Source organism: Serratia sp. CY81684 (genome assembly GCF_052166595.1).
GTDB classification, from domain to species: domain Bacteria; phylum Pseudomonadota; class Gammaproteobacteria; order Enterobacterales; family Enterobacteriaceae; genus Serratia; species Serratia nematodiphila.
Genome location: NZ_JBJNOO010000007.1, coordinates 64932 through 86552, shown reverse-complemented (window position 1 = coordinate 86552; position 21621 = coordinate 64932). Strand labels below are relative to the sequence as shown.

Annotated in this window: 18 protein-coding genes; 8 read left to right on the top strand and 10 right to left on the bottom strand. The window is 61.1% G+C overall.

The features are described from left to right. Positions 1 to 11: 11 nt before the first annotated feature. Complete coding sequence (malT, locus tag ACJ8QF_RS22105; protein WP_442537864.1) at positions 12 to 2726, bottom strand: HTH-type transcriptional regulator MalT; 2715 nt, start codon at positions 2724 to 2726, stop codon at positions 12 to 14. A gap of 460 nt (positions 2727 to 3186) precedes the next feature. On the opposite strand from malT, the gene malP reads away from it, so the two are divergent. Both malP and malQ read left to right on the top strand, forming a co-directional pair. Then, a complete protein-coding gene (gene malP / locus ACJ8QF_RS22100) occupies positions 3187 to 5592 on the top strand; it encodes a maltodextrin phosphorylase (RefSeq protein WP_442537863.1) in 2406 nt (801 codons plus the stop codon). 9 nt (positions 5593 to 5601) lie between these two features. After that, entirely contained in the window at positions 5602 to 7692 is a 2091-nt protein-coding gene (gene malQ, locus ACJ8QF_RS22095; RefSeq protein ID WP_131165346.1) for a 4-alpha-glucanotransferase, read from the top strand. A gap of 69 nt (positions 7693 to 7761) precedes the next feature. On the opposite strand, the gene nfuA is transcribed toward malQ, so the two are convergent. Further along, entirely contained in the window at positions 7762 to 8337 is a 576-nt protein-coding gene (gene nfuA, locus ACJ8QF_RS22090) for a Fe-S biogenesis protein NfuA (protein WP_004930777.1), read from the bottom strand. Positions 8338 to 8395: 58 nt separating this feature from the next. Next, positions 8396 to 9079: a DNA utilization protein GntX gene (gene gntX, locus ACJ8QF_RS22085; RefSeq protein ID WP_033645623.1), complete on the bottom strand. Its 684-nt coding sequence runs from the start codon at positions 9077 to 9079 to the stop codon at positions 8396 to 8398. 40 nt (positions 9080 to 9119) lie between these two features. On the opposite strand from gntX, the gene bioH reads away from it, so the two are divergent. Next, positions 9120 to 9890, top strand: a complete 771-nt coding sequence (bioH, locus tag ACJ8QF_RS22080) for a pimeloyl-ACP methyl ester esterase BioH (RefSeq protein ID WP_442537862.1) — start codon at positions 9120 to 9122, stop codon at positions 9888 to 9890. Between the two features lie 270 nt (positions 9891 to 10160). After that, positions 10161 to 10445 (top strand): YdgH/BhsA/McbA-like domain containing protein, encoded by a 285-nt coding sequence (locus tag ACJ8QF_RS22075; protein ID WP_004930765.1) that lies wholly within the window; start codon positions 10161 to 10163, stop codon positions 10443 to 10445. A 44-nt stretch (positions 10446 to 10489) separates the two neighbouring features. Here ACJ8QF_RS22075 and ACJ8QF_RS22070 read toward each other — a convergent pair whose 3' ends face one another. The 5 genes from ACJ8QF_RS22070 to greB all read right to left on the bottom strand — a co-directional run bounded on the left by ACJ8QF_RS22070 (position 10490) and on the right by greB (position 16912). Continuing rightward, entirely contained in the window at positions 10490 to 10729 is a 240-nt protein-coding gene (locus ACJ8QF_RS22070; protein WP_004930758.1) for a FeoC-like transcriptional regulator, read from the bottom strand. After that, on the bottom strand, positions 10729 to 13044 hold the full coding sequence (gene feoB, locus ACJ8QF_RS22065; protein WP_442537861.1) for a Fe(2+) transporter permease subunit FeoB: 2316 nt from the start codon (positions 13042 to 13044) through the stop codon (positions 10729 to 10731). The genes ACJ8QF_RS22070 and feoB overlap by 1 nt, the downstream gene beginning before the upstream one ends. Before the next feature lie 71 nt (positions 13045 to 13115). Beyond that, on the bottom strand, positions 13116 to 13340 hold the full coding sequence (gene feoA, locus ACJ8QF_RS22060) for a ferrous iron transporter A (protein WP_004930752.1): 225 nt from the start codon (positions 13338 to 13340) through the stop codon (positions 13116 to 13118). Between the two features lie 607 nt (positions 13341 to 13947). Beyond that, the gene (locus tag ACJ8QF_RS22055) at positions 13948 to 16281 is read right to left on the bottom strand and encodes a Tex family protein (RefSeq protein WP_442537860.1); all 2334 of its coding nucleotides are present in this window, start codon (positions 16279 to 16281) and stop codon (positions 13948 to 13950) included. 157 nt (positions 16282 to 16438) lie between these two features. Further along, positions 16439 to 16912, bottom strand: coding sequence for a transcription elongation factor GreB (gene greB / locus ACJ8QF_RS22050; RefSeq protein ID WP_004930745.1), 474 nt, complete (start codon positions 16910 to 16912; stop codon positions 16439 to 16441). Positions 16913 to 17141: 229 nt separating this feature from the next. Here greB and cbpA point away from each other — a divergent pair, with 229 nt between their 5' ends. From cbpA to envZ, 4 genes are all read left to right on the top strand, one after another. Beyond that, a complete protein-coding gene (gene cbpA / locus ACJ8QF_RS22045; RefSeq protein ID WP_004930742.1) occupies positions 17142 to 18104 on the top strand; it encodes a curved DNA-binding protein in 963 nt (320 codons plus the stop codon). A 5-nt stretch (positions 18105 to 18109) separates the two neighbouring features. After that, positions 18110 to 18415, top strand: a complete 306-nt coding sequence (locus tag ACJ8QF_RS22040; RefSeq protein ID WP_004930739.1) for a chaperone modulator CbpM — start codon at positions 18110 to 18112, stop codon at positions 18413 to 18415. A gap of 257 nt (positions 18416 to 18672) precedes the next feature. After that, positions 18673 to 19392, top strand: a complete 720-nt coding sequence (ompR, locus tag ACJ8QF_RS22035; RefSeq protein ID WP_004709363.1) for an osmolarity response regulator transcription factor OmpR — start codon at positions 18673 to 18675, stop codon at positions 19390 to 19392. Beyond that, on the top strand, positions 19389 to 20759 hold the full coding sequence (gene envZ, locus ACJ8QF_RS22030; protein ID WP_031300055.1) for a two-component system sensor histidine kinase EnvZ: 1371 nt from the start codon (positions 19389 to 19391) through the stop codon (positions 20757 to 20759). Before ompR ends, envZ begins: the two co-directional genes overlap by 4 nt. Positions 20760 to 20791: 32 nt before the next feature. Here envZ and ACJ8QF_RS22025 read toward each other — a convergent pair whose 3' ends face one another. Beyond that, on the bottom strand, positions 20792 to 21271 hold the full coding sequence (locus ACJ8QF_RS22025) for a type II toxin-antitoxin system VapC family toxin (protein WP_228206077.1): 480 nt from the start codon (positions 21269 to 21271) through the stop codon (positions 20792 to 20794). Continuing rightward, positions 21268 to 21531: a FitA-like ribbon-helix-helix domain-containing protein gene (locus tag ACJ8QF_RS22020; protein ID WP_004930730.1), complete on the bottom strand. Its 264-nt coding sequence runs from the start codon at positions 21529 to 21531 to the stop codon at positions 21268 to 21270. The genes ACJ8QF_RS22025 and ACJ8QF_RS22020 overlap by 4 nt, the downstream gene beginning before the upstream one ends. Positions 21532 to 21621: the final 90 nt, after the last annotated feature.

Sequence of the window (21621 nt, the reverse complement as noted above, 5' to 3'; positions counted from 1 at the left end):
TATCAGGGTTTTTACGCGCCGTACCCCATCATTTTCAGCAACTGCTGCGCCTGCTGCACCGCCTCCTGGCGATGAGCCACGCCCAGCTTCTGATACAGATTGCGGATATGGGTCTTGATGGTGGTGGCCGCCACATCCAGCTCACCGGCGATCTGGTCGTTGCTGTAACCGGAATAGATCAGCCCCAGCACCTGCCATTCGCGTTGGGTCAGCGGGCTGGTGCGGATCAGTTCCGGCACCTGTGGGTGGGTCAGCAGCTTATCGACGAAGTTCTCGTCAAAATGCGCGAACTTGTGCCGATGATGCTGGTTGATGTCGCGCAAGATACGCTGGGCGCGATGCTGTTCCAGCTCCGGCAGCGTGTTGAGCTGGATCAGCTGGCGCAGCTGCTGCGCCATCGCTTCGCCCTCGATGACGAAGTGGCTGATAAAGCCGGTGCGGTTGGCCAGCGACAGCGCTTCGATCAGCGCCTGCTGCGCTTCGCCCTTGCGCTCTTGCAGCCAATAGAGCTGGTTGCTGAGCAGCAGGTTGCGGTTGAGATCGCTCACCAGCCGCAGGCGGCGGGCGTTTTCGTTCAGTTCATCCAGCACCACGCCGGCCTCTTCATACTGGCCGAGCAGGATCTGCACCCGCGCGATGTTGCGCCATTGGCCCTGCGTGAAGTGGTTGTCCGCCATGCCGGGTTTTTCGGTGTGGCGCAGCCACTGGGCGGCGGCGGCGGTGTCGCCGGTCATCTGCCAGTGGATCACCCGCGATTTGTCGGTATTGGTCAGCCAGTCGCGATGGTAGTGGGCGCCGTGCAGCAAGGTTTCGCAGCGCTGCAGGTGGGTGTTGGCGTTGTCCAGATCGCCGCGCGCCAGCGAGCATTTGGCCAGCATGGCAATGCACTGCAACTGCTGTTGCGGTTGGTAGTTAGCCAGAATTTTCAGCCCGGCGCGCGCCGCGTCTTCCGCCTCGTCCAGCCGCGACCATGACCACAGGATCTGCGCGCGGATGCGCAGCAGGAATTCGTGCATCGGCAGCTGTTCCAGGTGCTGCTCGCGGATCAGTTCGAACGCCTTGTCCTGGGTTTCGTAAGCGGCCTGCAGGAAGCCTTGGGCGATAAGGATTTCGCTCTGCTGCAGCAGCGCCCAGAGCGCGTAATGGTTGGCCTGATGACGACGCGCCATCTGCTCGGTCTGCTGCATCATCGGCAGCGCGCGCGCCAGTTCGCCCTTGCAGTGGTGCACTTCGCCGGTCACCGAGGTGGCGACGATGCGGCTGTAATAGCTCGACAGCGGCAGGAATTTCAACGCTTCGGTCGCCAGCCGCTCGGCTTCTTCCGGTTTGCCGGCGTTGATCGCCACCTGGGCGCGCAAGGCGTCAAACTCGGCGTGCAGCGTTTGGTCTATCTCGATTTTCTGCTCGCGCATGGTGCGCTCGGCGCGCTCCAGCAGGGTGTTGACCTCGCTGTAGCGGTGCTGGCTCTGCGCCAGCCAGGCCTGCAGCAGCGCCAGCTTGGGGTTTTGGATCAGGCGCTCATAAGGCAGCGCGTTGAGGCACTCCTCCAGCAAGGCCAGTTCGCTGTGGTGGAACAGCGACCAGGCGTGTTGCAGCAGGATATCGCGCAGCATGCTGACGTCGCTGGCCGCCAGCGCATGGTGTATGGCCTCCGCCGGATACCCCAGCGCCAGCCAGCCCTCGGCGGCGGCGCGGTGCAACCCCGGCAGCTCCAGCGCCAGTTCCCACTGGCAGCGCTGGCGCAGGAAAGAGGCGAACAGCGGATGGAAGTTGAACCATTCGCCGGTGTCGTCCATGCGGTGGATAAACAGCCCCTGGCGCTCCAGCTCCTCCAGCCGTTGCTGGCCGTTGTCTTCGCCGGTCAGCCGCACGATCAGCGCGTCGTTCATCGAGCGCAACACCGAACAGCGCAGCAGGAAGGCGCGTGCATCGGCATCGACGTGATCCAGCACTTCGTCCACCAGATAGTCGGACAGGTGACTGGCGTTCAGCCCCGCCAGCCGCTTGGCCGACAGCTGAGCCGATGAGGCGGATTGGCGGGCCGACAGCGCGATCAGCTGCAGCGCGGTGGCCCAGCCTTCGACTTCGTCGCACAGGCGGCTGCTGTCCTGCTGTTCCATTGGCGCCGCCAGACGGCAATCGAAGAACTGTTTGGCTTCCTGATGGGTGAACGCCAGCTGCTGCGTGCCCATTTCCAGCAGCTGATCGCGCACCCGCAGGTTGGCGATGCCGAGCGGCGGCAGGGTGCGCGAAAGCAGGATCAGCGTCAGGTTTTCCGGCTGATGGCGCAGGAAAAAGCGCATGGCTTCATGGATGGCGTCGTTGGTGATCAGGTGGTAGTCGTCGATCACCAGGTACAGCGGCTGATGCCAGTCGGCCAGCTCGATAAACAGTTGGGCGAACAGCGCCGCCAGGCTGGCGTACTGGTGTTTCTGGCTCAGCGCCTCGCTCTTGACGCAGCGGCCGCCGCTGGCCTGCTGCAGCGCGGCGATCAGGTAGCTGGCGAAGCGCTCCGGCTGGTTGTCGCTCTCATCCAGGGAATACCAGCCCAGATCGGCCTTGCCGGCCGCCCATTGGGCGATCAGCGTGGTTTTCCCGTATCCCGCCGGGCAATTGACCAGTGTCAGACGATAGTTGCCCGCGCTGGCCAGTTTGGCCAGCAGGCGATCGCGGATCACGGTATTTTGCAGCCGTACCGGGCGGCTCAGTTTTGATGGGATCAGCATAGTATTCCAGGGTATAAATCGCGGTTCCCGCCGGGATTGGAGTGGCGCTAATTATTTTATGGTTCGTAATTAATAGCTCCCCCTAACTTCTGCCAACCCTAAACGTATTGCAACAAGCTTCCGCATCGGCTTGGAGTTAAGTTGCTATCGATCACACTTTTTTACGTTTGGCGCCGGCGTGCGGCGATGCGGTGGCGGATCGCATTTCCGGCCATGGACAAAACTTCAGCAGCGCGAATACTTGTGCTAACGTCAGGGTTAACGTTCTCAGTGCTCGCCGCACGCGTTGGCGGGCTTTTTTGCATCGTTGCAAGGGAGTCAAACAGTGCCTGAGATCACAATTCCAGCTACGCCCCAATCCTCCTCCCCAGCTAATCCCCAGGCGGGATGATGCCGTCAGGCTTTCTCACCGGCACGATAGCGGCAATTTGACCCACTTACTGGATAGAGAGTTTTCCTTATGTCACAGCCTACGCTCAAGAAGGATGCTTTTCTGGCGGCGCTTGCCCGCCAGTGGCAACGGTTCGGCCTCAGTTCCGCACAGCAGATGACGCAACATCAATGGTGGGAAGCCGTCAGCGCGGCGCTGGCCGAGCAGTTGGCCGTACAGCCGGCGCCGCGTAAAAGTGCCAAACCGCTGCGCCACGTGAACTACATCTCGATGGAGTTTCTGATCGGCCGACTGACGGCGAACAACCTGATCAACCTGGGCTGGTACGACACCGTCGAACAGGCGCTGGCGGAGCAGAACATCAAGCTGGCGGATCTGCTGGAGCAGGAAACCGATCCGGCGCTGGGCAACGGCGGGTTGGGGCGGCTGGCGGCCTGTTTCCTCGACTCGATGGCGACGGTGGAACAACCGGCCACCGGCTATGGGCTGAATTACCAGTACGGGCTGTTCCGTCAGTCGTTCCGCGATGGGCAACAGCAAGAGGCGCCGGATAACTGGCAACGCGAGAGCTATCCGTGGTTCCGTCACAACGCCGCGCTGGCGGTGGACGTGGGCATCGGCGGCAAGCTGGAAAAGCAGGCCGACGGCCGCGAACTGTGGCGCCCCGCCTTCACCCTGCGCGGCGAAGCCTGGGATTTGCCGGTGCTGGGGTATCGCAACGGCGTGGCGCAGCCGCTGCGCCTGTGGCAGGCGACCCATCAGCATCCGTTCAACCTGAGCGATTTCAACGACGGCAAGTTCCTGCAGGCGGAGAAGCAGGGCGTAGAAGCCGACAAGCTGACCAAGGTGCTTTACCCGAACGACAACCATCAGGCCGGCAAGCGCCTGCGCCTGATGCAGCAGTATTTCCAGTGCGCCTGCTCGGTGGCGGACATTTTGCGCAAGCACCATCAGGCCGGCCGCAAGATTGAAGAGCTGCCGAAGTACGAAGTGATCCAGCTGAACGACACCCACCCGACCATCGCCATTCCGGAAATGCTGCGCATTCTGCTGGACGAGCACCAGTTGGAGTGGGAGGCGGCCTGGGCGATCACCAGCAACACCTTCGCCTATACCAACCACACCCTGATGCCGGAAGCGCTGGAATGCTGGGATGAAAAATTGGTGCGCAGCCTGCTGCCGCGCCATTTCTCCATCATCAAACAGATCAACGCCAGGTTTAAAAAATTGGTGGATAAGCACTGGCCGGGCGACGAGGCGGTGTGGGCCAAACTGGCGGTGCACCACAACAAGCAGGTGCGCATGGCCAACCTGTGCGTGGTCAGCGGCTTTGCGGTCAACGGCGTGGCGCAGCTGCATTCGGATCTGGTGGTGAAAGATCTGTTCCCGGAATACCACCAGCTGTGGCCGAATAAATTCCATAACGTCACCAACGGCATCACGCCGCGCCGCTGGCTGAAACAGTGCAACCCGGCGCTGTCGGGCCTGATCGATGAGACGCTGAAGGTGGAGTGGGCGAACGATCTCGACGCGCTGCGCGGGCTGGAGAAATTCGCCGACGACGCGGCGTTCCGCCAGCGTTATCAGCAGATCAAACGCGACAACAAGGTGGCGCTGGCCCAGTACGTGCACGGCGTGATGGGGTTGACGCTCGACCCGGACGCGATCTTCGACGTGCAGATCAAACGCCTGCACGAGTACAAACGCCAGCACCTGAACCTGCTGCACATCCTGTCGCTGTATCGCCAGCTGCGCGACAACCCGAACCTGGACATCGTGCCGCGCGTGTTCCTGTTCGGCGCCAAGGCGGCGCCGGGTTACTACCTGGCGAAGAACATCATCTACGCCATCAATCAGGCGGCCGAGAAGATCAACAACGATCCGCTGGTGAAGGATCGCCTGAAAGTGGCGTTCATCCCTGACTACCGTGTGTCGGTAGCCGAATTGATGATCCCGGCGGCGGATATCTCCGAACAGATCTCCACCGCCGGCAAAGAGGCTTCCGGCACCGGCAACATGAAGCTGGCGCTGAATGGCGCGCTGACGGTCGGCACGCTGGACGGCGCCAACGTCGAAATCGCCGAGCAGGTGGGCGAAGACAATATCTTTATCTTCGGCAATACCGTGGAGCAGGTGAAGGCGATAGTGGCGAAGGGTTACGATCCGCTCAGCTACCGCAAGAAAGACAAGCACCTGAAGACGATTCTGGACGAGCTGGCGAGCGGTGCCTTCAGCCACGGCGACAAGCACGCGTTCGACATGATGCTGCACAGCCTGCTGGAAGGCGGCGATCCCTACCTGGTGCTGGCGGACTTTGCCTCGTACTGCCAGGCGCAGCGCCGGGTCGACGAGCTGTATCGCGATCGGGACGAATGGACGCGGCGGACTATCCTTAACACCGCGCGCGTCGGCATGTTCAGCTCGGATCGCTCGATCCGCGATTATCAGCAGCGTATCTGGCAAGCCAAACGTTAAGGAGAGCGAATGGATCGCAAGCGTATCGATCAGGCGGCAGCGCAGGCGGGGATCGCTGCCGATTTTATCAATGCCCACGGCAAGCGACAGGCGATTGAACCGGAGACCAAGCGCAAGCTGTTGGCGGCCATGAATCGGGCCGATGGCGCGCAGGAAGGCGCGGCATCACCGTTACCGGCGGTCAAGGTGTTCTATCAGGGCGCGCCGCTGGCGTTGACCCCGGCGGGTGAAGGCGAGTACCTGTGGGCGCTGCAGCGTGAAGACGGCGAATGCCTGCAGGGGCGCGTCGGCGCGCGCAAGACCCTGACGCTGCCCGGCGATCTGCCGATGGGGTACCACCAATTGACGCTGAGCCAGGGCGAGCAGCAGTGGTCATGCCGAGTGATCGTCGCGCCGAGACGCTGCTTCGAGCCGGACGCCTTGCTGACCGGCAAGAAGCTGTGGGGGGCCTGCGTTCAGCTGTATACGCTGCGTTCCGATCGCAACTGGGGCATCGGCGATTTCGGCGATCTGCGCCTGATGGTGGGGCAGGTGGGGGAACGCGGCGGTGCCTTCGTCGGCCTCAATCCGATCCATGCGCTGTATCCGGCCAACCCGGAGAGCGCCAGCCCCTACAGCCCCTCATCGCGCCGCTGGCTGAATCTGGCGTATATCGATGTCAATGCGGTGGAGGATTTCCAGCGCAGCGACGCGGCGCAGCGCTGGTGGCAGAAGCCGGCGACGCAGAAGCAGCTGGCCAAGGCGCGCGCCGCGGAGTGGGTGGACTACACCGCCGTGATGCAGCTGAAGCTGGCGGCGCTGAAGCTGGCGTTCCCGCTGTTTCAGGCGCGCCAGCCGAACGACGCGCAGCGTCAGGCGTTCGAGCAGTTCGTGGCTGAGGGGGGCGACAGCCTGTATCAGCAGGCGGCGTTTGATGCGCTGCATGCCCATCTGGCGGCCAAAGACGCCAGCCAGTGGGGCTGGCCGGCCTGGCCCGAGCGCTATCGGCAGGGGCAGAGCGACGCGGTGCGGCAGTTTTGCGCCGAACATCAGGACGCGGTCCGCTTTTACCTGTGGCTGCAATGGCTGGCGGCCACCCAGTTCGCGCAGTGTTTTGACCAGAGCAGGCAGCAGCAGATGCCGATTGGCCTGTATCGCGATCTGGCGGTCGGGGTGGCGGAAGGTGGGGCGGAAACCTGGTGTGACCGTGAGCTGTACTGCCTGAAAGCGTCGGTCGGGGCGCCGCCGGATATTCTGGGGCCGCTGGGGCAAAACTGGGGCCTGCCGCCGATGGATCCGCACGTGATGGCGGCGCGCGGGTATCAGCCGTTCATCGATCTTTTGCGCGCCAACATGACCAGCTGCGGCGCGCTGCGCATCGATCACGTGATGGCGCTGCTGCGGCTGTGGTGGATCCCGTATGGCGAAACCGCCGATCGCGGCGCCTACGTCAAATACCCGGTGGACGATCTGCTGGCGGTGCTGGCGCTGGAAAGCCAGCGCCACCGTTGCATGGTGATCGGCGAGGATCTCGGCACGGTGCCGGTGGAGATCGTCGGCAAGCTGCGCGACAGCGGCGTCTATTCCTACAAAGTGCTCTATTTCGAAAGCGACGGTGAACATCATTTCCGCGCGCCGCAGGCCTATCCGGTGCAGGCGATGGCGACCATCACCACCCACGATCTGCCGACGCTGCGCGGCTACTGGCAAAGCGACGATCTGACGCTCGGCAATCGGCTGGGCCTTTACCCGGATGCGGAGATCCTGCGGGCGCTGTTCGCCGATCGGGAACGCGCCAAACAGGGGTTGCTGGACGGATTGCATCGCTATGGCTGCGTGCCGCAGAAGGTGGGCAAGAAGGCGGCGCTGCTCGGCATGAGCCCGCTGCTCAACCGCGGCCTGCAGCGCTATGTTGCCGACAGCGCCAGCGCCTTGCTCGGCCTGCAGCCGGAAGACTGGCTGGATATGGCCGATCCGGTCAATATTCCCGGTACCAGCGATCAATACCCTAACTGGCGGCGCAAGCTGACCCAGACGCTGGAGGAGATGTTTGCCGACCCGCACATAAACCGCTTACTGAAGGATTTGGACAAGCGGCGCCGCAAGGTGTCGGTGGGCTGAAAACGACAATGCCGGAACGGGTTCCCCCTTCCGGCATTGTGTTATCTACCGTGGCGCGAACGCCGGGTATCAATAGTAGGAGTGCTCGCCGCGCTGGTGCTCGGTCAGGTCACGCACGCCCTTCAGCTCCGGGAATTTCTGCAGCAGCTCTTTCTCGATGCCTTCTTTCAGCGTGACGTCCACCATCGAACAGCCGTTGCAACCGCCGCCGAACTGCAGAATAGCCATGTTGTCGTCGGTGATCTCCATCAGCGTTACGCGGCCGCCGTGGCCCGCCAGCTGCGGGTTGATCTGCGACTGCAGCACGTATTCCACGCGCTCCATCAGCGGCGCGTCGTCATCGACCTTGCGCATCTTGGCGTTCGGCGCCTTCAGCGTCAGCTGAGAACCCAGCTGGTCGGTCACGAAGTCGATTTCGGCGTCTTCCAGATACGGCGCGCTCAGCTCATCGACATAGGCGGACAGTTTGTCGAACTTCAGTTCGGTATCCGTCGCTTCTACCGCGTCCGGCGGGCAATAAGAGACACCGCATTCGGCCGTCGGCGTGCCCGGGTTGATCACGAATACGCGGATTTGGGTGCCTTCTTCTTGATTTGCCAGCAGTTTGGCAAAGTGTTCCTGTGCAGCATCTGTTATACGGATCATAGCATTAGCTCAATAGTTGACTTCTATAGTCGGTTATAATACGCCCATTGCCGTGGCACTACAACGTGCGGCAAACGCACCATATCTGCACCGAAGCGGCGCCTTGCCGCCGCAGCAGCGCCGCGATCGCCGCGACGGTGCTGCCGGTGGTCACCACGTCATCCACCAGGGCGATATGCCGGCCGGCGACCGGCACGGTACAGGCGAACGCGCGCTGCAGATTGCGTCTGCGGGCAGAGGCGCTCAGCCGCTGTTGCAGGGCGGTTTTGCGCACCCGGCGCAAGGCGGCGGGCCGATAGGCGCAGCCCAGCCAGCGCGCCAGCGGCCGGGCCAGCAGATCGCTCTGATTATAGCCACGGCGCCAGCAGCGTGATGCATGCAAGGGTACCGCTAAAATCAGGTCGGGTCTGTTCAGATACTGCTCTCTTCGCGCCTGCTGCCACCGCAGCAGCATCAGGCGCGCCAGCGTCGGCGCCAGCTCGGGCGCGCGGTGGAACTTGAACCTTTTTACCAGTTGGCTGAGCGGCGCAACGTAGTCGCCGACGAACACCAGCCGCTGCCAGGGCGGCGGCCGTTGCAGGCAGCGGCCGCAGGGCATTTGCGTCTCGCCGGCGGGCAATCCGCAGCGCGGGCAACACGGAGGGTTGACCGGCAGATGGCGCAGGCAGCAACTGCAGATGCCATGACGCACCAGGCTCAACGGCTGTCGGCATAGCCAACAGCGGCTGCGGATTGATAGCATAGGGCCTCCGACACGGATAAGCATGAAAGGACAGTAACCAATGACAGCGCTGTACTGGCAAACAATAGGCGAAGGCGAACGCGATCTTGTGCTGCTGCACGGCTGGGGATTGAACGCCGAAGTGTGGAGTTGCATCCAGGCGCGACTGACGCCGCATTTTCGCCTGCATCTGGTCGATCTGCCGGGATACGGCCGCAGCCAGGGGTTCGGCGCCCTGTCGCTGGAGCAGATGACGGATATCGTGCTGGCGGCCGCCCCGCCGCAGGCCTGGTGGCTTGGCTGGTCGCTCGGCGGGCTGGTGGCCAGCCAGGCGGCGCTGATGCAGCCCGGGCGGGTCAAGGGGCTTATCACCGTGGCCTCCTCGCCGTGTTTTGCCGCTCGCGATGCGTGGCCGGGGATCCGCCCGGACGTGCTGAGCGGTTTCCAGCATCAGCTGAGCCTGGATTTCCAGCGCACCGTCGAGCGTTTTCTGGCGCTGCAAACGCTGGGCACCGAGAGCGCGCGTCAGGATGCGCGCCAGCTGAAAGCGGTGGTGCTTAATCAGCCGACGCCGAGCGTCGAGGTGTTGAACGGCGGGCTGGAGATCCTGCGCACCGCCGATCTGCGCGCGCCGCTGGCGGAGTTGAATCTGCCGCTGCTGCGGATTTACGGCTATCTGGACGGGTTAGTGCCGCGCAAGGTCGCCGAGCTGCTCGATGCCGCCTGGCCGAACTCCACGTCGCAGATCGTGGCCAAAGCCGCCCATGCGCCGTTTATCTCTCATCCCGATGAATTTGTGACGGTGATCGAAGCGTTTATTGCAGCACATTGAATGCAGCGGGAAAACGCACGATAGAGCGCGAAAAAAAACGCTGCCGGGTGGATAAAAGACAAAGCTGTTCAATACTTAGTGAGTCAATGCGTTGGCTGCAAAATGAAAAGACCGCGTGCGGCGCTTTTCATTTTGGCGTTTCGTCTCTGGGAAACGGGCCCCGTCAGGGAAAGCAACGAGGCCTGAGGATGTCGCGGCAGCCTGCGGTACTACGCATGGATTTTTGACGGCTTTCATAACAGATAAATTATCCATTGAGAGGTTAGTGTCATGAAATCATTGAAGATGATTATTGCAGCGGCAGTGCTGGGTTCGGTGTCTTTCGGCTCCATGGCGGCAACCCTGCTGACCAAGGAAGATCTGGATAAGAACCCGGGTAAATACGAGAAGATCGGCACCGTCACCACGACGGCGGAAACCACGTCACCGATGGACGCCAAGGAAGAGCTGTCCAAACTGGCTGACGAAAAGGGCGGTCAATACTACGTGATCCTGGCAGGCCGCGAACATGGTAAATTCAGCGCCATCGCCGAAGTTTACAAAGACAAACAATAAGCCTTGAACGGTAATGGGGCGCCCGTCATTGGCGCCCCTTATCTTCAGGCTTTCAGTCGGTAGAACACCGTGCTGCACCCCTGGCCCTGCGGGCAGCTTTTGCAGCCGCCGCTCAAGCAGGCGCCGTCATCCTGTTCGATGCGCTCCACTTTCCCCATCGCCGTCAAACGATCCAGCATCGCCTGCACCAGCGGCAGCGGCGTCGCCAGCGATTGGCTGAGCTGCTGCGCCTGGGCGCTGCCGCGCAGCGCCAGCGCATCGCGCACCTGCAGCAGCCCGGCCATCAGTGACAGCTCCCTTTGGCGCCCTGACAACAGGCCGCCGGCGTGGCGTTGCCCAGGCGTACCGTGACGCGGCTGCGCGCCCGGCGCAGGCCGAACAGCACCAGCAGATTCACCAGCAGCACCGCCAGGATCGCCGTCAGGCTGTACTGCGGGTGTTGGTTGAAGGTCGCCGCTTGGTAGAACAGCGTCGCCAGTGAGTAGGCCACGTTCAGCCCCCACAGGATGGAGAATGTCATCCAGCCGCGGCTCGATTCGCGGGCGATGGCGCCCATCACCGAGACGCAGGGCACATACAGCAGCACGAAGATCAGATAGCTGTAGGCGGAGATGCCGGAGCCGAATTTGCTGCTCATCACGCCCATCGAGCCGACGCCCATCTCGCCATCGCCCTTGCTGGCTTCGATCGGGTTGGACAGCACGCTCAGGCTGAAGGTGTTTTTCAGGCCGTCCCAGGTTTCCTGCAGCGCGCCGCCCAGCTCATCGAGCAGGTTGAAGTTGGCGGCGTCGAACGCCTCTTTGTTGATGTGCTCGGCGGTATACAGCGTATTCAGCGTGCCGACCACCACTTCTTTCGCCATCGCGCCGGTCACCAGGCCGACGGTGGCCTGCCAGTTATCGCGGTGGACGCCCATCGGCTGCAGCAACGGCGTCAGCACCTTGGAAACCGTGGCCAGCGCGGAGTCGTTGATGTTGTCGACCGTTTTGCCGCTGAACGAGAAGCTGTTCAGGCCGCCGATGAATATGCTGGCCACCACGATCACCTTACCGGCGCGCAACACGAAGCCTTTCAACCGCTGCCAGGTTTGCAGCAGCAGGCTTTTCAGGTGCGGCACGTGGTAAACCGGCAACTCCATCACGAACGGCGAGGCTTCGCCGCGCATGAGGGTGTATTTGAGTACCAGGCCGGTGAGGATCGCCACCGCGATACCGAGCATGTACAGCGAGAACACCACCCCTGCGCCGTCCTGGCCAAAGAAGGCGGCGGCGAATACCGCGAAGATCGCCAGCCGGGCGCCGCAGGACATGAACGGCGCCATCATGATGGTGATCAGGCGCTCGCGTTGGGCGTCCAGCGTGCGGGCGCCCATGATGGACGGCACGTTGCAGCCGAAACCGACGATCAGCGGCACAAAGGATTTGCCCGGCAGCCCGAGCGCCTGCATCAGGCGATCCATCACGAACGCCGCACGCGCCATGTAGCCGGAGTCTTCCAGGAACGACAGGAACAGGTACATCATGCCGATCTGCGGCACCAGCGGCAGCACGGTGTTGATGCCGCCGCCGCCGCCCTGCGCCAGGAAAACGGTCAGCCAGTCGGGGAAGTGCAGGGTGTAGCCGAGCCACTGAATGCCCTGAATGAAGATCGCCGCCGAGCCGATATCGAAGATCGGCTGCAGCGCGCCGCCAATGTTGATCGCCAGCAGGAACATCAGGTACATCACCAACAGGAAGATCGGTACGCCCAGCCAGCGGTTGAGGATCACTTTATCCAGCATGTCGGTCAGGCGGTTGGGCATCGCCTGCTGCGAGTTGCTGACCGCGTCGCTCAGGGTGGCGATAGACTGGTAGCGCGCGTCGGCGATCACCAGCGCCGGGTCTTCTTGCTGCTGCTGTTGCAACGCCTGAATGGCCGCAGGCAACAGCGCGACGGCGGGACCGGCCAGCCGGTGGCTGTAGATGTCGCCTTCCAGCATCTGCAATGCCAGCCAGCGGCGTTGCACCGCCGGCAGCGTTTGCGGCATGGCATCGCTCAGCGTGGCGACCGCTTTCAGCAGCAACGGCGGATAGTTCACCAGCGCCTGCTGTTCGTTGAGGCGATGATTGTCGATCATCTGTTTCAGCACGCCGATGCCGTCGGCGCGGGTGGAGATCATCGGCACTACCGGGCAGCCGAGGCGTGCCGACAGCGCGGCGACGTCGATATCGATATGCTGGCTTTTGGCGATGTCGAGCATGTTCAGCGCCACGATGCAGGGAATGCCCAGCTCCAGCAGCTGCAGCGTCAGGTAGAGATTGCGCTCCAGGTTGGAGGCGTCGACTACGTTGATCAGCAGATCGGCGTCGCCGCTCAAAATGTAGTGGCAGGCGATCTGCTCATCGAGCGAGGTTTGCTCTGAAATGGTGGTCAGGGAGTAGGTGCCGGGCAAATCGACCAGCCGCACGTCGGACTGCGGGGTAGTGAAATGGCCTTCTTTGCGTTCGACCGTCACGCCCGCCCAGTTGCCGACCCGTTGGCGTGCGCCGGTCAGCTGGTTGAACAGCGTGGTTTTGCCGGAGTTCGGGTTACCGATTAAGCCGATGGTGAGTTTTTTCATAGTTCAGCGTGTCGTCTTCAAGGAGAGCAGCGCCGGCGCAAGGGCGCGTCGGCAAATGGAGGCGCGCCGGTTCAGGACTGGCCGTCGAGCTGCAGCAGCGCCAGATCCTTCCTGCGCAGCACCAGGCTGACGCGGCGGGTTTTAATTTCTATCGGATCGCCCAGCGGCGCGACGCGCACCACGTCGAACGAAGAGCCGGGCAGCATGCCGAGCGATAACAGTTTCTGGCGGTAGGCCGGTGCAATTTCACCGGAAAAGCCGACAATTTTATATGTGTGTTTAGGTTGAAGCTGCATGTGATTAACCTTCCGGGTGCCGATGAACATCGGGCTGATGATAATTGGACGTTGCCGGCGAAAATGCCACGCCGTCGGCGGTATTCATCCATAAGGTCATGCAATAAAGTGAGCGCAAATAATAGTAATTATCATTATCGCATTCAATACAAAAAATAGGGGTATTGTAACCAATTATTATGGCGCCGACAGTTTTTGGTTGTGTCGTCTTGATAAGCCCCGTTTTACCACTGCTTTTACTCGGCGACAAATGAGAATGGTGAGTTAAATCAGTTGCGTATTTGTAGCCGAGTTTTCTCGTTTGCAAATATTGATGGCGTTTTTCCCTTATTTATTTCTGATGAAAGGCAATTCAATAACATTATTCCGCCGTAATGCGAGCGGTAACCATTTGTGTTTCGCTCACAATTCGCAAAATGAAAAATGCGTGTTAACGACGTTGTTAATAAACGGCTGCAGAAGGGATGTTTGCCGCTTTAACAATGAGAGGGCGGTCACGCAGCAACGGGAAATAAAAAGATGAAGGTTTATTGAGACGGGTCAAAAAAATGCCGCAAGTTTTCTTTCTCGAAAAGGGCGGAGCAGGCTCCGCCCTGTCGGTTCCGACTTAGCGTTTCTTGCCGAATGCCGCCGCCAGCGCGTCGCCCATGGCGCTGTTGCCGGCCGGCACCGCGTTGCGCGGTTTGGCCTTGTTGCCGCCTGCCGAACGGTTGGCATTGTCGCGCGTCTGGGCAGGCGCGTTGCCGCCGCGACGCGGTGAACCCTCGCCCGGTTGCTCATCCAAGCGCATGCTCAGCGCAATGCGTTTACGCTGCAGATCGACTTCCATCACCTTCACTTTGACGATGTCGCCGGCCTTCACCACGGTGTGCGGATCTTCGACGAATTTGTCCGCCAGCGAGGAGATGTGCACCAGGCCGTCCTGATGCACGCCGATATCCACGAAGGCGCCGAAGTTGGTGACGTTGGTCACCGAGCCTTCCAGGATCATGCCCGGCTGCAGATCGTTGAGGGTTTCCACGCCTTCGGCGAAGGTGGCGGTTTTGAACTCCGGACGCGGATCGCGGCCCGGCTTCTCCAGCTCTTTCAGAATGTCGGTGACCGTCGGCACGCCGAACTTGTCGTCGGTGAAATCAACCGCTTTCAGGCTGCGCACCGCCGAGGCGTTGCCCATCAGGTCCTGCAGCGCCTGCTCGGTGGCGGCCAGGATGCGTTGCACCACCGGATAGGCTTCCGGGTGAACGGTGGAAGCATCCAGCGGGTTGTCGCCGTGGTTGATACGCAGGAAGCCGGCGCACTGTTCGAAGGCCTTCGGCCCCAGACGGCTGACCTTCAGCAGCTGTTCACGGTTGCTGAAGCGGCCGTTCTCATCGCGCCAGTTGACGATGTTCTGCGCCATCATGCGCGTCAGGCCGGCCACGCGGGTCAGCAACGGCACCGACGCGGTGTTCAGATCGACGCCGACGGCGTTTACGCAGTCTTCCACCACCGAGTCCAGTTTCTTCGCCAGCTGGCTCTGGCTGACGTCGTGCTGATACTGGCCGACGCCGATGGATTTCGGGTCGATCTTCACCAGCTCCGCCAGCGGATCCTGCAGGCGGCGAGCGATGGACACCGCACCGCGCAGCGATACGTCGAGATCCGGGAATTCCTGCGCCGCCAATTCAGACGCGGAATACACCGACGCGCCCGCTTCGCTGACGATCACTTTCTGCGCCCGGACTTCGCCGAACTGCTTTTGCAGGTCGAGATAAAAGCGCTCGGTTTCACGTGAAGCGGTGCCGTTGCCTATGGCCACCAGCTCCACGTTGTGTTTGATGCACAGCGCCGCGACGATGGCGGCGGCTTTCGCCGCTTGCCCGGTGTGCGGGTAGACGGTGTCGGTGGCGACCAGCTTGCCGGTTGCGTCGACCACGGCGACTTTCACCCCGGTGCGCAGGCCCGGATCGAGGCCCATGGTGGCGCGCATGCCGGCCGGCGCGGCCATCAGCAGATCATGCATGTTGCGGGCGAAAACGTTGATTGCTTCATCTTCCGCGCGCTCGCGCACCGTGCCCATCAGCTCGGTTTCCAGGTGCAGCAACACCTTGATGCGCCAGGTCCAGTTGACCACCGCCTTGCGCCAGGCGTCGGCCGGGGCGTTGTTCAGGCGCAGGTTGAGGTGATTGATGATGATCAGCTCCGCCTGGCTTTCGCGCGGGGCTTCCTCAAACTGCGGATCGGCGTTCAGCGCCAGCTGCAGCACGCCTTCGTTGCGGCCGCGGAACATCGCCAGCGCGCGGTGTGAAGGCACCTGAGAAATCGGTTCGTGGTGATCAAAATAGTCGCGGAACTTGGCGCCTTCTTCTTCCTTGCCTTCGACCACTTTGGACACCAGATGGGCGTTTTTCCACAGGTAGTCGCGCACCTTGGCCAGCAGCGCGGCGTCTTCGGCGAAGCGCTCCATCAGGATATAGCGCGCGCCGTCGAGGGCGGCTTTTACGTCCGCCACGCCCTTCTCGGCGTCGACGTAGCGTTCAGCCAGTTGTTCCGGCTGCTGTTGCGGATCCTGCCACAGCGTATCCGCCAGCGGTTCCAGGCCGGCTTCGATGGCGATCTGGCCACGGGTGCGGCGCTTCGGTTTGTACGGCAGGTAGAGGTCTTCGAGTTCGGTCTTGCTCAGCGTGGCGTTGATCGCCCCCGCCAATTGTTCAGTCAGTTTGCCCTGTTCATCGATCGACTTCAGGATGGTCTGGCGACGATCTTCCAGTTCACGCAGATAACCCAGGCGGGTTTCCAGCTGGCGCAGTTGGGTGTCGTCCAGGCCCCCGGTGACTTCCTTACGATAGCGTGCAATAAAGGGCACGGTATTACCTTCATCCAGCAGACGGATGGCGGAGTCGACTTGCTCCGGCCGGGCCTGCAGTTCTGTTGCAATAATGCGGCTCAGTGGGTCATTCATAGGTCTGGTATCTGTATTGAGATCGGTGAATAAACAGGGGACAGTTATACGGATTGATCGGGGAAAATGCCAGCGAAGCGGGCCGCCGCCGCGCGGCCGCGGCATGGAGAACAGCGCAGACGGCGGCGTTGGCGGCGGTTAGGAAAAAGCTGAAAGCTTACTTCGGGTAGTTTATCTCGTTAACGTACCACTGCGCCTCGCCCAGCGGGGTATTGACGGTGGCGACGTCCCCGACCTCTTTTTTCAGCAGGGCGCGCGCCATCGGCGCATCGATGGAGATGTAATCCTTGCGGCCGAAAATCTCGTCGTAACCGACGATGCGAAAACGTTTGGTTTCGCCGTCTTCGTTCTCCACCTCTACCCAGGCGCCGAAGAACACTTTGCCTTCCTGCTGCGGTGAATAATCGACGATCTTCAACTGCTCCAGGCATTTGGTCAGATAGCGGACGCGGCGATCGATCTCGCGCAGCCGCTTCTTGTTGTACTGGTAATCGGCGTTTTCGCTTCTGTCGCCCAGGCTGGCGGCCCAGGTCACTTTCTTGGTCACCTCGGGGCGTTCTTCGCGCCAGAGGTAATCCAGCTCTTGTTTGAGCTTGTCATACCCTTCACGGGTTATCAGTTGAGTTCTCATCGTGATTTATCTTTATGGGGTCACCGCCACAGTGTACGTGAATGCGGGGGGCTTTAGAAATGGCGCGCGGGCCTGTGCCTTGTCGCACGGTTTTTATTCAGTTTGCGCAGCTTTTAACGATCGGGAGTATGCTTAGCGTAGCGGAAAAGGAATGTGACGAAAGGAGGATATCTGGCGAGAGAGACAAGGAATTTTGGCGCACAACCCAACACATTGAAGGTATTACCGCATGGAATTTAAAGATTACTACGCCACGATGGGCGTTGAGCCCAACGCCGATCTGAAAACCATCAAAACGGCCTACCGTCGGCTGGCGCGTAAATATCACCCTGACGTGAGCACTGAAGACGATGCCGAAAGCAAGTTCAAGGAAGTGGCCGAAGCCTATGAGGTGCTGAAGGACGAGGAGCGCCGCGCCGAGTACGATCAGATCCGGCTGCACCGCAACGATCCGAACTTTGGCCGCCAGGCGCGCGGCGATCGCGGCGGCTATCAGCAGAGCGCTTCATGGCACGGCGGCGGCGCCGACGCGCAAGACTTCTCCGATTTCTTCGAAAGCATGTTCGGCGGGCGGGCGGCGGGCGGGCACCGTTCCGCTTCGCACTCGCACGGCGGGCATGGCTTCCGCGGCCAGGATCTGGAGATGGAGGTGCCGTTGTTCCTCGAGGAAACGCTGCATGGCCAAAGCCGCGAGATTTCCTACAAGTTGCCGGTGTACGACGAACTGGGGCGGCAGGTAAGCGAAGCCAGCAAGACGCTGAACGTGAAAATTCCGGCCGGCGTGGGCGACGGCGAGCGCATTCGCCTCAAGGGGCAGGGCGTTGCCGGCGTGGGCGGCGGCCAGAACGGCGACCTGTATCTGGTCATCCGCCTTGCGCCGCATCCGCTGTTTGAGATAGACGGCCACAACCTGAGCATCGTGGCGCCGCTCGCTCCGTGGGAAGCGGCGCTCGGCGCCAGCATCGAGGTGCCGACGCTGACCGGCAAAATCGCGCTGACCGTGCCGGCCGGCAGCCAGAGCGGCAAACGGCTGCGGGTCAAGGGCAAAGGGCTGGCGGGCAAGAAAGAGCCCGGCGATCTGTATGTCATTCTCAAGGTGGTGATGCCGCCGAAGCCGAACGAGAAGGCCAGCGCCCTGTGGCGAGAACTGGCTGAACAGGCGGCGTTCAACCCGCGCGCGGAATGGGAGTAAAGCAGATGATGAAAAAAGAGATCACATTCACCGTGGTGGAACTGTGCCAGCGGGTGGAGATTTCAGAGGATGAATTGGTCGAGATCGTCGGCCTGGGCGTTATTGTGCCGCTGGAGCCGGCGCAGCCGCGCTGGGAGTTTGATTATCCGGCGCTGAGCCACCTGCAGCGCGCGCGCAGGCTGCGTGCCGAGCTGGATCTGGACTGGCCGGGGATCGCCATGGCGCTGACGTTGCTCGATCGGGTTGATGCGTTGCAGCAAGAGAACCGGCAGTTGCGCCGGCAGCTGGCGCGTTTCCTGCAGACTTCCTGATCCGACAGCTGAACGCCACCGGTCGGTTTGCCGGTGGCGAAATTGTGCAAAATTGGGCCGTCACCCCACATTGCGCCGATAAAGGGCGAAATTTTAACGAACCCCCGTCGACATTCACTGAAAATTGTTGATAAATGGGGAAAAGAATAAGCTTTGTAACAATTTCGTCTAGAATACATACCATTAAACGCTGTCTCAAATGGCAAGGTTTTCTAACAATATTCGAGTCAGGCAATAAAGCCTTTGGGAGTAATACCATGCAAGAGAATCATAAGATCCTGGTTGTCGATGATGACATGCGCCTGCGCGCGCTTTTAGAACGTTATTTAACCGAGCAGGGCTTCCAGGTTCGCAGCGTTGCCAACGCTGAGCAAATGGATCGCTTGCTGACTCGTGAATCCTTCCATTTGATGGTGCTCGATCTGATGTTGCCGGGCGAAGACGGCCTGTCCATCTGCCGCCGCCTGCGCAGCCAGAGCAACCCGATGCCAATCATTATGGTCACCGCCAAAGGCGAAGAGGTCGATCGCATCGTGGGGCTGGAAATCGGCGCCGACGACTACATTCCTAAACCGTTCAACCCGCGTGAGCTGTTGGCTCGTATCCGCGCGGTGCTGCGCCGTCAGGCGAACGAACTGCCGGGTGCGCCTTCGCAGGAAGAGGCGGTGATCGCGTTCGGCAAATTCAAACTGAACCTCGGCACCCGCGAGATGTTCCGCGAAGACGAACCGATGCCGTTGACCAGCGGCGAGTTCGCGGTACTGAAGGCGCTGGTCAGCCACCCGCGTGAACCGCTGTCGCGCGATAAGCTGATGAACCTGGCGCGTGGCCGCGAATACAGCGCCATGGAGCGTTCCATCGACGTGCAGATCTCTCGCCTGCGCCGCATGGTTGAAGAAGATCCGGCGCATCCGCGTTATATCCAGACCGTGTGGGGTCTCGGCTATGTCTTCGTACCGGACGGCAGCAAGGCATGAGGCGATTGCGCTTTTCACCGCGTAGCTCGTTTGCCCGAACCCTGTTGTTGATCGTCACCTTGCTGTTCGTCAGCCTGGTGACGACCTATCTGGTGGTGCTGAACTTCGCCATCCTGCCCAGCCTGCAGCAGTTCAACAAGGTATTGGCCTACGAAGTGCGTATGCTGATGACCGATCGGCTGCAGCTGGAAGACGGCACGTTGCTGGAAGTGCCGCCGGCGTTCCGCCGTGAGATCTACCGCGAACTGGGCATCTCTCTCTACACCAACTCGGCGGCGGAGGAGAGCGGCCTGCGCTGGGCGCAGCACTACCAGTTCCTCAGCCAGCAGATGGCGCAGCAGCTCGGCGGGCCGACCGATGTGCGGGTGGAGGTGAACAAGAACTCCCCGGTGGTGTGGCTGAAAACCTGGCTGCAGCCCGATATCTGGGTGCGCGTGCCGCTGACGGAAATCCACCAGGGCGACTTCTCGCCGCTGTTCCGCTATACGCTGGCGATCATGCTGCTGGCGATCGGCGGCGCCTGGCTGTTTATTCGTATTCAAAACCGCCCGCTGGTGGAGCTGGAACATGCGGCGCTGCAGGTGGGCAAGGGCATTATTCCGCCGCCGCTGCGCGAGTATGGCGCTTCCGAAGTGCGGTCGGTGACTCGCGCATTCAATCAGATGGCGTCGGGCGTCAAGCAGCTGGCGGATGACCGCACGTTGCTGATGGCCGGGGTCAGCCACGACCTGCGCACGCCGTTGACGCGCATCCGGCTGGCGACGGAGATGATGAGCGCCGAAGACGGCTATCTGGCCGAGTCGATCAATAAAGACATCGAAGAGTGCAACGCCATCATCGAGCAGTTCATCGATTATCTGCGCACCGGGCAGGAAATGCCGACCGAAAGCAGCGATCTGAACGCCATTTTAGGCGAAGTGGTCGCGGCCGAGAGCGGCTATGAGCGGGTGATTGAAACCGCGCTGTCGCCGGGCGAGCTGATGATGAATGTGCATCCGCTGTCGATTAAGCGGGCGGCGGTGAATATGGTGGTGAACGCGGCGCGTTACGGCAATGGCTGGATCAAGGTCAGCAGCGGCCGTGAGCTGCAGCGCGGTTGGTTCCAGGTGGAAGATGACGGACCGGGCATCAAGCCGGACGAGTTGAAGCACCTGTTGCAGCCGTTCGTACGCGGTGACAGCGCGCGCAGCACCAGCGGCACCGGTCTGGGGCTGGCGATCGTGCAGCGCATTATCGACGCGCATGACGGCGAACTGGATATCGGCACCAGCGAGCGCGGCGGGCTGTTGATCCGCGCGTATATTCCGTTGCCGATGGAGAAAAAAGAGTCGACCAACGGCCATCAAACGGCCAGGGAAAACGCCTGACCTCTGGTGTGGGCCGCGCCGCTGCGGCCCCGTCAGGACTTTCTGCTCATCACGTAGTATTCCGCCGCATCTTCATGCAACCGACGGCCGGTCGGCGCCTGCCACGGATCGATTAACTCGATGCCGCAGTGGAGGAAGTCTTTGGTATTGCGGGTGGCCAGGGTGGCGCCATAATGCAGGCAGGTGGCGGCGATTTGGGTATCCGGCATGCTCATCGCTTTACCCAGCAGCCGATTCCTTGCCGTCAATTCCGCGTATTGCATCGCGCACAGCCCATCAAACGGCAATATCTGCCCCTCGAACTTCAATTCAATGGCGTCTGCCAATTTCAGCTTGAGATCCCGCTGGCGCTTGCCGTCAGGCATGCAGGCCACGCCGCTGAACAGTTCGGCGAGGACAATGGCGCTGAGATAGAGCTCGTCATTGTCCTTTTCATTTAACCAGTTAATGACGTTGTAGTACGGGCTGGGACGCAGCGTTTCTGAAATGACGTTGGTGTCGATAATGATCATGCGTTGTCATCTTCATCATCAAAGGTGACGATGCGTGGCGGCACGGCGTCACGCGGTGGGATCTCCAGCTCAACGCCGCCGAATTCGGCGAAGTGCTGATGCATCCAGGTACCCAATCCATAGCGCGGCGGCTTTTTCACCAGCGCCTGTTTCAGGATCATGCGCGCTTCCTCTTCCATGGAGTGGCCGTTTTTCGCCGCTGAGATACGCAGCAGCTCTTTGATTTCGTCGTCCAGATTTCTGACGGTGATAGTCGCCATTTAAACCTCCTTTGCTATCAATGATTGCATTGACTTATTTTCTCGTCTTGCCGATTAAAAAGCAATCAATTGAAATAAAAAAAGGCGCGG

Excerpts from the sequence above, each read along its gene's own strand:
- malT (WP_442537864.1), bottom strand. The coding sequence starts at position 2,726 with ATGCTGATCCCATCAAAACTGAGCCGCCCGGTACGGCTGCAAAATACC.
- nfuA (WP_004930777.1), bottom strand. The coding sequence starts at position 8,337 with ATGATCCGTATAACAGATGCTGCACAGGAACACTTTGCCAAACTGCTG.
- malP (WP_442537863.1), top strand. The coding sequence starts at position 3,187 with ATGTCACAGCCTACGCTCAAGAAGGATGCTTTTCTGGCGGCGCTTGCC.
- malQ (WP_131165346.1), top strand. The coding sequence starts at position 5,602 with ATGGATCGCAAGCGTATCGATCAGGCGGCAGCGCAGGCGGGGATCGCT.
- greB (WP_004930745.1), bottom strand. The coding sequence starts at position 16,912 with ATGAGAACTCAACTGATAACCCGTGAAGGGTATGACAAGCTCAAACAA.
- feoB (WP_442537861.1), bottom strand. The coding sequence starts at position 13,044 with ATGAAAAAACTCACCATCGGCTTAATCGGTAACCCGAACTCCGGCAAA.
- ACJ8QF_RS22055 (WP_442537860.1), bottom strand. The coding sequence starts at position 16,281 with ATGAATGACCCACTGAGCCGCATTATTGCAACAGAACTGCAGGCCCGG.
- ompR (WP_004709363.1), top strand. The coding sequence starts at position 18,673 with ATGCAAGAGAATCATAAGATCCTGGTTGTCGATGATGACATGCGCCTG.
- ACJ8QF_RS22025 (WP_228206077.1), bottom strand. The coding sequence starts at position 21,271 with ATGATCATTATCGACACCAACGTCATTTCAGAAACGCTGCGTCCCAGC.
- feoA (WP_004930752.1), bottom strand. The coding sequence starts at position 13,340 with ATGCAGCTTCAACCTAAACACACATATAAAATTGTCGGCTTTTCCGGT.
- ACJ8QF_RS22020 (WP_004930730.1), bottom strand. The coding sequence starts at position 21,531 with ATGGCGACTATCACCGTCAGAAATCTGGACGACGAAATCAAAGAGCTG.
- cbpA (WP_004930742.1), top strand. The coding sequence starts at position 17,142 with ATGGAATTTAAAGATTACTACGCCACGATGGGCGTTGAGCCCAACGCC.
- bioH (WP_442537862.1), top strand. The coding sequence starts at position 9,120 with ATGACAGCGCTGTACTGGCAAACAATAGGCGAAGGCGAACGCGATCTT.
- gntX (WP_033645623.1), bottom strand. The coding sequence starts at position 9,079 with ATGCTATCAATCCGCAGCCGCTGTTGGCTATGCCGACAGCCGTTGAGC.
- ACJ8QF_RS22070 (WP_004930758.1), bottom strand. The coding sequence starts at position 10,729 with ATGGCCGGGCTGCTGCAGGTGCGCGATGCGCTGGCGCTGCGCGGCAGC.
- ACJ8QF_RS22040 (WP_004930739.1), top strand. The coding sequence starts at position 18,110 with ATGATGAAAAAAGAGATCACATTCACCGTGGTGGAACTGTGCCAGCGG.
- envZ (WP_031300055.1), top strand. The coding sequence starts at position 19,389 with ATGAGGCGATTGCGCTTTTCACCGCGTAGCTCGTTTGCCCGAACCCTG.
- ACJ8QF_RS22075 (WP_004930765.1), top strand. The coding sequence starts at position 10,161 with ATGAAATCATTGAAGATGATTATTGCAGCGGCAGTGCTGGGTTCGGTG.